The 13,547-nt window shown below is 51.9% G+C and carries 13 protein-coding genes; all 13 read right to left on the reverse strand.

Translation table 11 applies throughout. The features are described 5' to 3' along the window. Window positions 1–97: 97 nt before the first annotated feature. The gene (gene lipA, locus ACFFJP_RS05380) at window positions 98–1,063 is read right to left on the reverse strand and encodes a lipoyl synthase (protein ID WP_377241213.1); all 966 of its coding nucleotides are present in this window, start codon (window positions 1,061–1,063) and stop codon (window positions 98–100) included. Window positions 1,064–1,068: 5 nt separating this feature from the next. Then, window positions 1,069–1,716, reverse strand: a complete 648-nt coding sequence (gene lipB, locus ACFFJP_RS05385) for a lipoyl(octanoyl) transferase LipB (RefSeq protein ID WP_446686818.1) — start codon at window positions 1,714–1,716, stop codon at window positions 1,069–1,071. 84 nt (window positions 1,717–1,800) lie between these two features. Further along, window positions 1,801–2,082, reverse strand: a complete 282-nt coding sequence (ybeD, locus tag ACFFJP_RS05390) for a DUF493 family protein YbeD (protein WP_377241215.1) — start codon at window positions 2,080–2,082, stop codon at window positions 1,801–1,803. A gap of 111 nt (window positions 2,083–2,193) precedes the next feature. Further along, window positions 2,194–3,351, reverse strand: a complete 1,158-nt coding sequence (locus ACFFJP_RS05395; RefSeq protein WP_377241217.1) for a serine hydrolase — start codon at window positions 3,349–3,351, stop codon at window positions 2,194–2,196. A gap of 45 nt (window positions 3,352–3,396) precedes the next feature. Further along, window positions 3,397–4,449 (reverse strand): septal ring lytic transglycosylase RlpA family protein, encoded by a 1,053-nt coding sequence (locus ACFFJP_RS05400; RefSeq protein ID WP_377241219.1) that lies wholly within the window; start codon window positions 4,447–4,449, stop codon window positions 3,397–3,399. Next, a complete protein-coding gene (gene rodA / locus ACFFJP_RS05405; RefSeq protein WP_377241221.1) occupies window positions 4,446–5,561 on the reverse strand; it encodes a rod shape-determining protein RodA in 1,116 nt (371 codons plus the stop codon). Before rodA ends, ACFFJP_RS05400 begins: the two co-directional genes overlap by 4 nt. Further along, a complete protein-coding gene (gene mrdA / locus ACFFJP_RS05410) occupies window positions 5,558–7,795 on the reverse strand; it encodes a penicillin-binding protein 2 (RefSeq protein WP_377241223.1) in 2,238 nt (745 codons plus the stop codon). Before mrdA ends, rodA begins: the two co-directional genes overlap by 4 nt. Window positions 7,796–7,798: 3 nt before the next feature. Further along, window positions 7,799–8,269 (reverse strand): 23S rRNA (pseudouridine(1915)-N(3))-methyltransferase RlmH, encoded by a 471-nt coding sequence (gene rlmH, locus ACFFJP_RS05415; RefSeq protein WP_377241225.1) that lies wholly within the window; start codon window positions 8,267–8,269, stop codon window positions 7,799–7,801. A 3-nt stretch (window positions 8,270–8,272) separates the two neighbouring features. Continuing rightward, window positions 8,273–8,593, reverse strand: coding sequence for a ribosome silencing factor (gene rsfS, locus ACFFJP_RS05420; RefSeq protein WP_208930651.1), 321 nt, complete (start codon window positions 8,591–8,593; stop codon window positions 8,273–8,275). A 98-nt stretch (window positions 8,594–8,691) separates the two neighbouring features. Continuing rightward, entirely contained in the window at window positions 8,692–9,330 is a 639-nt protein-coding gene (gene nadD, locus ACFFJP_RS05425; RefSeq protein ID WP_377241227.1) for a nicotinate-nucleotide adenylyltransferase, read from the reverse strand. Window positions 9,331–9,335: 5 nt separating this feature from the next. Next, a complete protein-coding gene (holA, locus tag ACFFJP_RS05430) occupies window positions 9,336–10,376 on the reverse strand; it encodes a DNA polymerase III subunit delta (protein WP_377241229.1) in 1,041 nt (346 codons plus the stop codon). A 3-nt stretch (window positions 10,377–10,379) separates the two neighbouring features. Then, window positions 10,380–10,856, reverse strand: coding sequence for an LPS-assembly lipoprotein LptE (locus tag ACFFJP_RS05435; RefSeq protein WP_377241231.1), 477 nt, complete (start codon window positions 10,854–10,856; stop codon window positions 10,380–10,382). After that, on the reverse strand, window positions 10,856–13,504 hold the full coding sequence (leuS, locus tag ACFFJP_RS05440; protein ID WP_377241233.1) for a leucine--tRNA ligase: 2,649 nt from the start codon (window positions 13,502–13,504) through the stop codon (window positions 10,856–10,858). Before leuS ends, ACFFJP_RS05435 begins: the two co-directional genes overlap by 1 nt. Between the last annotated feature and the right edge of the window lie 43 nt (window positions 13,505–13,547).

A 13,547-nucleotide genomic window follows, 5' to 3' on the forward strand; every position in this document is an offset into this window, starting at 1 on the left:
CCTTGAGAAACGTTAAGAGCATAAGCTCTTTTGCTGAAAAAAAACAGGCTGTTGCAAGACAGCCTGTTCTGGATCAACGCAGTTGTACCAATCAGAATTAACTGATGTCTTCACCAGCGGCCTGACGGTCAGCATGGTAACTAGACCGGACAAAGGGTCCGGCGGCAACATGTTTGAAGCCAAGTTCAAAGCCGATCCGTTTGATTTCATCAAACTCTTCCGGCGGCATATAACGTTTGACCGGCAGGTGATGTTTACTGGGTTGCAGATATTGACCAACCGTCAGCATATCCACGTTATGGGCCCGTAAGTCTTTCATCACTTCGATGATTTCTTCGGTAGTTTCACCGAGGCCAACCATCAGACCTGATTTGGTTGATACTTCCGGATGCGCTTCTTTGTAGCGGCGTAATAGCTCCAGTGACCATTTGTAGTCGGCACCCGGCCGCGCCAGTTTATATAAACGTGGCGCAGTTTCCAGATTGTGATTAAACACATCTGGTGGCGTTTGGGTCAGAATATCCAGCGCAGTATCCATGCGGCCGCGGAAATCTGGTACCAGTACTTCAATTTTGATCGTTGGCGTTTCGCGGCGGATAGCGCTGATACAATCGGCAAAATGCTGAGCGCCACCGTCACGCAGATCATCGCGGTCAACCGAGGTGATCACGACGTATTTCAGCTTCATATCTTTGATGGTCAGTGCCAGTTTTTCCGGCTCTTCGGCGCTGGGTGGCAGTGGACGACCATGCGCGACGTCACAAAACGGACAACGGCGGGTACAAATGGCGCCGAGGATCATAAAAGTCGCGGTACCGTGGTTAAAACATTCAGTTAAATTCGGGCAGGACGCTTCTTCACAGACGGAGTGCAGGCCGTGCTTACGCAGTGCGCCTTTGATTTCGTCGATGCGTTCAGAACTTTTCGGTAATTTGATTTTCAGCCAAGCCGGCTTACGCAGCATTTCGGCTGGTTCCGTTGGCAACACTTTTACCGGAATTAACGCCATTTTGTCAGCATCACGCAGCTTGACGCCTGGTTCCATACGGGCAGTTTTGGTCATCTGTACTAAAACCCTGTTATTTCCTGAAATTCACTGACGTTTAGCAGCTTTACCAGCTGTGCGGTCAGTTGTTGTTTTGCCTGCAGCATGCTGACAGGTCCGCCCAAATCTTTGCTTTGTACCATTTGCATGCCGGCATAACCGCAAGGGTTAATCCGGGAGAATGGCGACAGATCCATATCGACGTTCAATGCCAGACCATGAAAGGTACAGCCTTTACGTACGCGCAGGCCTAATGAGGCCACTTTTTTTTCATCAACATAGACACCGGGCGCGTCACTCTTGGCGTATGCGTTGACCTGATTGGCCGCCAGCGTATCAATAATGCTCTGTTCAATCAGGTTCACCAGCTGGCGAACCCCGAGATTTCGGCGTTTGATATTCAGCAGTACATAAGCGACCAGCTGGCCTGGACCGTGGTAAGTCACCTGGCCACCGCGATCGACCTGAACCACCGGAATCTCACCGGGAAACAGCAGATGCTCAGCTTTGCCAGCCTGACCTTGAGTGAATACGGGCGGATGTTCCAGCAACCAGATCTCATCGATAGTGCTGTCATCACGCTGATCTGTAAATTGCTGCATCCGCTGCCAGGTGGAGGTGTAATCGACCTGACCCAAATCACGGATGATCAGCGCAGCAGAACCGGGCAATATGAATTCCTCAGCTGAAATCGTCAAAACGAAGCCGGCGACATTATACGGGGTGTGTCGCCCAGCGCGAGCACTACACTATTGTTACATGACATAGCGGACCAGTTCGAGCCGGCCAAGTTCGGTATACAGCAGCTCGATATGGTCTTTGTCCCGCACCGTTACCGAGACAGACACTGAGTGGTAATTACCTTTACTGGATGGTTTGATAGTGGGGGCGTAGTCATTGGCACCGGCATGTTGCTGCAGGGCTGCAATCACCTGCGTCACTAAATCTTCGTGCGCCACACCCAGAACCTTAAACGTAAAGGCGCAGGGAAATTCCAGATATTCGTCAAATTTGGTATCTTTCACCACTGTGACCATTGCATACCTCCGCGAAGCTGTGTTGCACAGCAAAAAAACCGGGCCTTATTCTAACAAAAAGTCCCGGGCTGTGCCGGGACTTTCTGCATTACGCTGATATTGATACGGCGTTTATTGCAGCTGCATCTTCACATAATCGACCAAGTGGCCAAAAATACCTGCCTGCTCAATATCTTCCAGTGCTACTAATGGATACTCAGCGATATCAGCATCATTCAGTTTCAGGTAGACAGTCCCGACTACTTGGCCTTTGCTAATAGGCGCAACTAATTGTTGGCTCAGTTTAAAATCGGCTTTGATATTTTTGCGCTGACCGCGTTGTAAGGTGATTGGGGTTTCGCTCAGGACACCCAGACTGATGGTTTCTTTCGCACCTTGCCAGACGCGTTGTGCTGCGAATTCTTCACCGGCCTTGTACGGCGAAAAGGTTTCGAAGAAGCGGAAGCCATAGGTCAGCAGTTTTTTGTTTTCGGCTTCGCGGGTTTTCGCACTGTCAGTGCCCATCACTACTGAAATCAGCCGCATGCCGTCTTTGGTGGCCGATGTAACGAGGCTATAGCCGGCTTCTGAGGTGTGACCGGTTTTAATACCGTCAACGTTCAGGCTCTTGTCCCACAGCAGACCATTGCGGTTGTATTGCTTGATGCCGTTAAACACATATTCTTTTTCTGCATAGATTTTGTATTCGTCCGGCACGTCCCGGATTAAAGCCACTGATAACTTTGCCATATCGCGTGGTGTTGTTTTCAGTTCCGGATCTGGGTAGCCGTGTGAGTTAGTAAAGTGTGAACTTTCCATACCAAGACGTTTCGCGTGTGCATTCATCAGCTCAGCGAATGCGCCTTCAGTACCGGCGATATGTTCAGCCATCGCCACACAGGCATCATTTCCGGACTGGATAATAATGCCGCGGTTTAACTCTTCCACGGAAATGGTTTTACCTACTTCGATAAACATCTTTGATGAATCGGTATATTTTTTCGCCCAGGCATTTTCACTGATCGTGACCTGATCACTCGGCTTGATGTTGCCGTTTTTGATTTCGGTGCCAATGACATAACTTGTCATCATCTTCGTCAGGCTGGCTGGCGCTAAGGATGCATCGGCATTGCCTTCAGCCAGCACTTTGCCGGTATGGTAATCGATCAGGATAAAACCTTTGGCATTCACTTCAGGCGGCGTTGGCGTGACCTGAACGGCCTGACTTTGCGCGAAGAAACTAAAGCAGCTGAGGCTGCTGGCAAGCAAAAGACGACGATACTGATTCATGAGACTCTTTCTTATTGTGCTAACAGGTTAATTTCCGGCAGCTTTTCAGCTGCATAAACTTTTATTGGTGAAGTATGCCTGGGGATACTCACCGGAACGCAGGGTGTCCAGCATATGTTGTGCATTGTCTTGTAATGGCCCCGCTAATAACCGGAATAATCCATTGACGCTTTCAATCGCTGTAGGTACGGACAATTGCTGTTGTAATTCGTTCCCTAAACGCTGCACTTTGGCTTTATCGCTACTCGCAATCAGCTGAATGTAACAACCATTGGCACTGCTGCCAGCGGACGGATTGCTCCGTACAGGCGCTTGGGCCTTTGGAGTGGTGCTGACTGGCGCGACTGCCTGAGGCTGTGCCACAGTGCCCGCCGGTACATAAGGCCGCTCGACAAATTCATTGCTGCTGCGGCTGGGACGTTCGCTCGGAGTCACCGGTTGATAGGGGATATCCGGTAATTTGGCAATTGGGGTGGCAAAACTTTCCTGCGACGCCATTGCTGGTGATGAGATCAATTCCAGTTTAACGCGACCGGTGCCACCCGGGAATATGCCCAGCTTGTACGCTGCAGAATAAGACAAATCGATAATGCGGTTGTCATGAAATGGCCCGCGATCATTAACCCGTACAATAGCCGTGCGGTAATTATCGAGGTTGGTCACCCGCACATAAGACGGCAATGGCAGGGTTTTATGCGCAGCAGTCATCGAAAAGACGTTATAAACTTCACCATTCGACGTCAGATGGCCATGAAATTTACTGCCATACCAAGACGCGACGCCTTCTTCTTCATATTGCAAAATATCGGTACGAGGCGAGTAATTCACGCCATAAATATTGTATGGTTTATTGCCGCCGCGGCTTAAGCCTTCGACTGTTGGCTCCGGGTCACGCAGTTCATCTTCTGTGGGTAAACGCAGTGGAATACTGTCTTTATCCTGCGAATAACGGCCAGCATTCGGGTCCATATTGTCACGCAGGCCTGAGTCTGATTGCTCTGGTGCGCTGGAACAGGCGCTGAGTAATACCGCGAACGCAATGACGGAGAATTTTTTGCCGGAACCGGGTAGGGAAATAAATGCGAAACTGTGCTTCATGATTGTTTTGCTAACATCCGTTTGTGGGTACTGATCGACATCAGAATGCCAAAGCCGGCCAATAAAGTAACCATCGATGTGCCGCCGTAACTAATGAGCGGTAAAGGCACACCAACTACTGGCAGGATACCAGATACCATACCGATATTGACAAATACGTAGACAAAAAACGTCAGGGTGATACTGCCGGCGAGAAACTTACTGTAGTTATCCTGTGCCTGGCTTGCGATCACCAGGCCGCGTCCGAGAATAAAAAGGTAAATCGCCAAAAGGGCCAGTACACCCATCAGACCAAACTCTTCGGAATAAACCGCAAAAATAAAGTCAGTATGGCGCTCTGGTAAAAACTCCAGCTGTGATTGAGTGCCGTGTAACCAGCCTTTACCTTCAATACCACCTGAGCCGATCGCGATTTTTGACTGAATGATCTGGAAGCCTTTACCGAGTGGGTCGCGTTCTTCGTCCAGCAGCGTTAACACTCGCTGGCGTTGGTAATCATGCATCAGGAAATTCCACAGGATCGGAATAAAACCGGCGATTAGCGCCGCGATCAAACCGATGATCTTCCAGCTCATGCCGCTTAAAAATATCACGAAGACTCCGGCGACACAGACCAGGATTGAAGTGCCGAGATCGGGTTGTTTCGCAATCAACAAGGTAGGGATCAGGCAGATGGCAAATCCGACCAGAATATCGCGGATCCGTGGCGGGATCGGTTGATTCCCCATGTACCAGGCGACGGCCATCGGTACTGCCAGTTTCATCACTTCGGATGGCTGGAATTTGGTAAACCCCAAGTCGAGCCAGCGGGTAGAACCTTTCGCGGTATAGCCGAACAATTCGACCAGCACCAACATCACCACACCCACTGAATAAAGTGGGACTGACCAATGCTGATAAGTCTTGGGGTTCACCTGTGCCAGCGCAAACATTACAAACAAGGCGAAAACAAGCCGAGCTGCCTGTTGTTCCAATTTGATCAGGTCCTGGCCGTCAGCGCTGTACAGCGTGATGAGGCCCAATATCGTGGCGCACAGCAAACCAATCAACAATGGCAAATCAATGTGCCAGCGCTGCAGGCGATTGCTGCTGTTTTCCGCGAAACTATTCATAAAACGCCTCCGGTTGCGGCTGCGGCGTTATTCCCGCCGTTTTGCTGTTGGTTCTGTTGACCATTTTGCTGGGTTTCTTCGTCCAGCTGCGGTGCCGGTAAATTTTCCGGCTCTGGCGTGACGATCACCGGTGCGGCATTTTGTGGTTGGCTACGTGCTGGCACGTTGTCGGTGTTGCTCTCTACCGATGCAGGCGGTGTTGCCGGTGTTGTGGGGCTCACCACTGTTGCTGCGGCTTTGAGCGCCGCCTGTGCTTTTTCTGCTTTGTCGCGCGCAGCCTGTTCGGCATAACGTTGTTCGCGTGCCACCATCGCCAGCGCACGCTCAGTTTGTATTTTTTGCACTGTCGCGCGGTCTGGTAACTGTGGTGTGTTGTATTGTTCGGAGAAATAATAATCCATCAACTGACGGGCGACGGGCGCAGCATTGGTGCCACCGCCGCCACTGGCAACGTTTTCCACAATGACCGAAATGACAATTTCCGGTTTGTCGTGCGGTGCATAGCCGACAAACAATGCATTATCGCGATGACGTTCACTGATGTTGGTAGCTTTATATTTTACGCCGGCGGCGATATTAATGACCTGTGCCGTGCCGGTTTTTCCGCCCACGGTATATGGTGCGCCAATAAAAGCGCCGCGTGCGGTGCCGCCTTCCTGATGCACAGTGCGGTACATGGCTTCGCGTGCGATGTTCCAGTTTTGTGGGTTTACCACTTCAATCACCTGTTCTAACGGCATCAGCAGAGATGTCTGGCTGGTGCTGTTGCGAAAGCTCTCGCCTAAGCGTGGTGTGATGCGGGCGCCATCGTTGATCAGTGTGGCTGTCGTCAGCGCGATCTGCAGCGGAGTGGATTGCCAATAACCCTGACCGATACCAATATTGATGGTATCACCCGGCCCCCAGTTTTGTTTACGCCGCACTTTTTTCCACTCGCGGCTCGGCATCAAACCGGCGGTTTCTTCACCGATATCAATGCCGGACAAATGGCCATAACCTGCTTTTTGCATAAAGTCGGAGATGCGGTCGACGCCCATTTTGTAGGCCAGATCGTAGAAATAGGTATCGCAGCTTTTGATAATGCCTGTATAGACATCTACATAACCATGGCCGTATTTGACATGGTCGCGCCAGGGCCGGCTGACTTTCGGTAAACGATAAAAGCCCGGATCCGGGACTCGGGTATGTTCGGTGACGATACCGGCTTCCAGGCCTGCCACCGCCATCAAAGGCTTCACTGTCGATGCCGGTGGATAAACGCCTTGGGTCATCCGGTTAACCAGCGGCCGGTCCGGTGAATTCAGCAGCATGCGGTAATCTTTGCCGCTAATGCCATGGACAAATAAATTCGGGTTGTACGATGGGTTGGAATAAAATGCCAGAATGCCACCGGTGCGCGGGTCCAATGCAACGATGGCACCACGGTTTTCACCCAGCGCTTCCTGGGCTTTTAATTGCAGGCCTAAATCCAGCGTCAGGTGCAAGTCATCGCCGGATACGGCGGGTTGTTCGCGTAGCGTCCGGATCACTCGACCGCGGTTGTTCACTTCGACTTCCTGAAATCCGACAGTGCCGTGTAACTGGGTTTCATAAAAACGTTCAATTCCGATTTTGCCCATATCACGGGTGGCGGCATAGTTTGGGCTCAGGCCGTCTTCTTCGATTTTCTTAAATTCTTTATCGTTGATTTTGCCGATATAACCCAGTGCATGCGTCAGCAAATCACCGTACGGATAATGCCGGGTTAAGCGTGCTTCAAGAGTCACACCTTTGAGTTTGTGTAAATGCACGGCAAGACGCGCAACTTCCTGCTCACTCAGCAACTCTTTCAGTGCGATGCTTTTAAAGCGGCGCTGTGCTTTCACTTCTTTAAAAAAGTCAGCTTTTTGCTCCGGCGTTATGTCGATAATGGCGGCAATTTGTTCCACGGCGGCTGCCAGATCCGGTACTTGTTCCGGCACCAGTTCCACCGAGTGCACCGGTGCGTTTTCGGCCAGTAAAGTGCCGCGCCGGTCGAAAATCATGCCACGGTTGGGTGATAGCGGCACCAGTTTGATGCGGTTGCCGTCGGCGCGGGTGGAATATTCTTCGTAACGCACCACCTGCAGGTTATACAAGTTGGCGATTAGGATGCCGAAACACAGCAGGATAAAACCAAAAGCAAATAACGCCCGGCGGTTAAATAGCAGGGTTTCAAAGGCCAGATCGGCGATGGCAATACGGGATTTACGCATCCGTTACTCGCGATGATAAGGATGGTTAGTACTGATACTCCAGGCGCGGTACAGGCTCTCTGCCAATACCACCCGAACCAGCGGATGTGGCAAAGTCAAAGCAGATAATGACCACTTGCCTTCACTGGCCGCGATACAGGCTGGCGCCAGTCCTTCAGGCCCACCGACCAGCAAACAAACATCACGGCCATCGAGCTGCCATTGCACCAGTTTTTGCGACAGTTGTGGGCTGGACCAATATCCGCCTTCGACTTCCAGCGTGATGATGCGGGCGCCTTTGGGCACAGCGGCCAGCATTTTTTCGCCTTCGAGATCCAGAATTCGTTTGATGTCGGCATTTTTGCCGCGTTTGCCGGCAGCGATCTCAACCAGTTCCAGCGGCATATCACGTGGGAAACGCCGGGCGTATTCTTCAAAGCCAGTCGTGACCCAGGCGGGCATTTTGGTGCCAACGGCAATCAGCATCAGCTTCATTGATCAGGCCGCCCAGAGTTTTTCCAGTTGATAAAACTGACGGGATTCTTCCTGCATTACATGCACTACCACGTCACCCAAATCAATCAGCACCCATTCTCCGCCGCGATCGCCTTCAGTACCGATAATATGCAGGCCGGCTTTGCGCGCTTCGTTGACCAGATAGCCGGCAACAGAACGCGTGTGGCGGTTGGAGGTGCCGGAACAAATCACCATATATTCGGTTTCTGAAGACTTGCCTTTGACATCGAGCTGGATGATATCGCGGCCTTTCATGTCGTCGAGTTTGTCGACCACAAAGGCGACTAATTGGTGGCTGTGCACAGAGCGGAGTCCTTCAGTTGCTAACACTGCATGTTAACAGTTTCTACCGGTCAAACCAAAGCAGGGAAGCCGGCTTTGTGCCGGCTTTTGCGCAATTTTTAGCGTGGATACAGGTCATGCTGACGGATGTAAGCCTGCACTGCTGAAATTTGCAGCGCTGCTGGGGCCTGGCCGCCGCGAATTGCCGTGGCGGAGGCATCGACCGGTGGATTGGGCAGCAGCAAAATCTGGCCGCTACCGGCTCGTTTTAACTGAGTAAAGCTGGCTGCACCAAACTGTTGTAATAACGCCGGCGCATCACCATCCGCACTGCTATAACCGGGTCGTGCTAACACCAGTAAATGGCAAAGCGTCAGGATCTCGCGCCAGCGGTGCCAGCGCGTCAGATAGGCCAGTGAATCCATGCCAATGACAAAACACAAGGTATCGCCGGGATATTGCTGTTGCAATTGTTCCAGCGTATCGACGGTGTAAGACGGCGTATGCCGTGACAACTCCAGCAGGTTTAGCCGTAGCTGCGGATAAGGTGCGATGGCCAGACGCACCATTTCGGCGCGGTGCAAACTACTGCTCGGCGAGTCGCGGTGCGGTGGTAAATGGCAGGGAAGCAAGTCCAGACTATCGAGCTGACAATATTGCTGCACAAATAACGCCGATTGTAAGTGCCCCTGATGAATAGGGTCAAAAGTACCGCCGTAAAAGCCCCGGAATTTGGGTGACGGGGTAGGCACAGGCATCGTCCTTAGTCCCCGGCAATCAGTTGCTGTAGCGAAAAGACTTTGGGCACTGGTTTGATGAACAAAGTCGCCAGATGTGCCAGTGCGGTTTCAGTATGGGTCAACTGACCAGATTTAAAGCCGCGGTCAAAGGTCTGCAGCTCTTGCAGTAAAAAATGTAACCAGTTCGGCGACAATCGCAGCAGTGCCTGCTGATATAGCGGCTGACGTTTGGGCCAGATGCCATATTTTTTATATTGTTCGTCACCAACTGAGCCGGCCTGTTGCAACGCCAGTAAAGTGGTGGCTTCTTTTTGCAGTTGCCAGGCGATAATCACTGGCTCGGTATCCTGCTGCAGCAGCCGATCCAATCGGTGTAATGCTTCTTCGCCCTGGCCGGCCAGCAGCGCGTCGACCAATTGAAACACGGTAAAATGCGATTGGTCAGCCAGATATTGTTGTAAAAATGCACCATCGAGCCATTGGCCTTGCGCCGTCAATGCCAGTTTTTCCAGTTCCTGCCTTGCTGCCAGTAAGTTGCCGGCGGCATGGTGTTGCAGCAATTGCAGCGCGTCGGTTTGCAGTTTCAGGCCAAGTTGCTGCGCCCGCTCTTTCAGCCAGCGCATAAACTGATTGTCGTCCAGCGGATAAAACTGCACTTGTACACCTTGTTCTGACAAGGTCTTAAACCAACTGGTTTTACTGAACTCACCGCTGTTACGCGCGCCGTGCAACACCAGACAAATGTCCGGATGCAGCATAGCCGGGATTTTTTTCAGTTGGTCTTGTTGCGCCGGCGTGATTTTACTGGTGCCAAGGTCCAGCTCAATCAGTTTGCGATCAGAGAACAGGGACAGGCTGTTAAATTCACCGAACAGACTGTCCCAATCGAGTTGAGCTTCTAACAAGTAGCTTTGCCGCTCGGTAAAGCCCTTAGATTTAGCCGCAGCGCGGATCTCATCGAGGCTTTCCAGTTTTTGCAGCGGTTCTTCACCAAACACCAGATAAACAGTGGCCAGCTGTTTTTTTAAGCTGGCCCCCAGTTGATTGGCATAGAGTTTCAGCATGGCTTACAGCCGGCCGAACTGACGGATAATGCGGGCGACCGCCTGCGAGCGCAGCTCGGTAAGCATCAGATCCAGTTCTTTTGATTTCGCCAGTGCGCGGGATGGGTCGTCCTGATAATCGCGATACAACTCAATCTGATAAGGCCGTGGCTCTTGCCCCGGCAATATCAGTTGGTAATTCACTTTATAAATCAGTTCATATTCCGCCACCTGGCCGTTTGGAAACAATGACAAAGTACGGCGCTGTAAACTGTCTGAATCCAGCACAAAAATAGCCGCGGTGGTGTCTGAACTGTCCAGCAGTTTGACCTGATTGCGTTCCAGCTGCGTGCCCAATTGCTGCAGCAGTTCGGAATGCTTATCGCCTTGCAGATACACCGCTGGATATTTTTCCAACGGTAACGAACCGCGCAACTGAAAGCCGCAGCTGCTGAGCATTAGGCTCAGCAGTACCAGCACAGGCAGACGCCAGCCGCGCATCAGCCGACCACCAGGCTCAGCAGTTTACCTGGCACGTAGACCACTTTTTTCAGTTCAACGCCTTCTAAGTACTTCTGTACTATGTCTTCGGCCATCGCAAGCGCCAACACGTCGTCCTGAGTTGCATCAAGCGCGACTGTAACTTTGCTGCGCACTTTGCCGTTGATCTGTACCACCACCAGCTTAGCGTCTTCCACCAGCGCTGATTCGTCCAGCAGCGGCCAGCCGCTATGTTCCAGCTCAGTGCTATGGCCCAGCGTTTTCCACAGATATTGGGATAAATGCGGCGTGATTGGGTTCAGCAGCTGCAACACGGCAATAATGGCTTCAGCCAATACGGCTTTATCCTGAACTGTCTCAGTCGCGGCTTTTTGCAGCTTGTTCATCAGCTCCATAATGGCGGCAACCGCGGTGTTGAAGGTATAACGCCGGCCGAGGTCATCGGTCACTTTAGCAATGGTTTTGTGCAGTTCACGGCGCAGCGCTTTCTGGTCGGCATTTAATGCGGCTTTATCCAGCGCGGCGAGTTGCGTGTCAATCGGGCCAAAAGCGTTAAATTCATTGACCAGCGTCCAGACGCGGCGCAGGAAACGCATCGCGCCTTCCACGGCAGAATCCTGCCATTCCAGCGTTTGTTCTGGCGGTGACGTGAACATCATAAACAGTCGTACTGTATCTGCGCCGTATTGGTCGATCACCGTTTGCGGGTCAATGCCATTGTTTTTTGACTTCGACATTTTGCTCATGCCAGCCGATTCAACTTTCTGACCATCAGATTTCAGCACAGCACCAGTGATGCGGCCTTTGTCGTCACGCTCAACCGCGACATCTTGTGGCGAGAACCAGGTTTTGCTGCCACCTTCGTTGTCACGGTAGAAGGTTTCAGCCAGCACCATGCCCTGACACAGCAGGCGTTTGAATGGTTCATCAGATTGCACCAGACCAACGTCACGCATCAGTTTGTGGAAAAAGCGCGAGTACAGTAAGTGCAAAATGGCATGTTCAATGCCGCCGATATACTGATCAACCGGCAGCCAGTAATTGGCTTTGGTCGGGTCCAGCATCATATCGGTGCTGTCTGGGCTGCAGTAACGGGCGTAGTACCAGCTCGATTCCATAAAGGTGTCGAACGTATCTGTTTCGTGGAAAGCAGCCTTGCCGTTATAGCTGGTTTTGGCCCACTCCGGGTCGGCCTTGATTGGCGATTTCACGCCATCCATCACGACATCTTCTGGTAAACGCACTGGCAGTTGATCGGCAGGGACCGGCACTTGCGTGCCGTCTTCCAGCGTCAGTACCGGAATTGGCGCGCCCCAATAGCGCTGACGGGACACGCCCCAGTCGCGCAGCCGGTAATTGACTTTGACCTGACCGACGCCTTTCGCCACCAGCTTGTCAGAGATCGCTTTAAAAGCAGCGCCGAATTCCAGCCCGTCAAACTCGCCAGAATTAATTAACACGCCTTTTTCGGTAAAGGCGGCTTTGCTGAGATCAACTACAGATGCAGAACCAGCAGCCGGTGCAACCACTTGTTTAATCCGCAGACCGTATTTGGTCGCGAATTCAAAATCACGCTGGTCATGGCCAGGCACCGCCATTACTGCGCCTGAGCCGTAATCCATCAGCACGAAGTTGGCGACAAAAATCGGCACCTGTTCACCAGTCAGCGGGTGCACCGCGAAGAAACCGGTTGGATGGCCTTTTTTCTCCATTGTGGCCATGTCGGCTTCGGCAACTTTGTTGCCTTTGCAGTCTTCAATAAAGGCAGCCAGCTTGTCGTCAAGCTTTGCTGCTTTTTGCGCCAGCGGGTGTTGTGGCGCAATCGCGACATAAGTCACGCCAAACAAAGTGTCCGGGCGAGTGGTGTACACACTGAAATCATAACTGGAACCGCCGAGGCTGAATTTGATTTCGACGCCTTCAGAGCGGCCGATCCAGTTGCGTTGCATGGTTTTAACCTGCTCTGGCCATTCGTCCAGCTGGTCTAAGTCATTGAGTAATTCTTCGGCGTAGTCGGTGATTTTGATAAACCACTGCGCCAGTTCGCGTTGTTCCACTAACGCGCCTGAGCGCCAGCCGCGACCGTCAATCACCTGCTCGTTGGCCAGTACACACTGATCAACCGGGTCCCAGTTGACGGTAGCCATTTTTTTGTAGACCAGGCCTTTTTCAAACAGCTTGGTGAAGAACCATTGTTCCCATTTGTAATATTCTGGTTTGCAGGTCGCGATTTCGCGGTCCCAGTCATAACCAAAACCAAGGCGTTTTAACTGGTTTTTCATGTATTCGATGTTGGCGTAGGTCCACTTGGCCGGCGCGGTTTTGTTGGCAATGGCGGCGTTTTCTGCCGGCAGACCAAACGCATCCCAGCCCATTGGCTGCATGACGTTTTTACCCTGCATGCGCTGGAAGCGGCTGATCACGTCACCGATGGTGTAGTTACGCACGTGACCCATGTGCAAACGGCCACTTGGATAAGGGAACATCGACAGGCAGTAGTATTTTTCTTTGCTTGGGTCTTCGGTCACTTTAAAGGCGTTTGAGCTCGCCCAGTGCTGTTGTAACGCGGTTTCAATCAGGCGCGGTTCGTATGGAGCTGCAACGGCTTGCGCTGAAGGGGCCTGAGTGCTGTTTTCTGGTGCTTGCATGCAAAGGATCTCAACAGATAAATATCACGGGGGATATGGGCAA

This window comes from Rheinheimera tilapiae (assembly GCF_042432165.1).
Taxonomy (GTDB): domain Bacteria; phylum Pseudomonadota; class Gammaproteobacteria; order Enterobacterales; family Alteromonadaceae; genus Pararheinheimera; species Pararheinheimera tilapiae.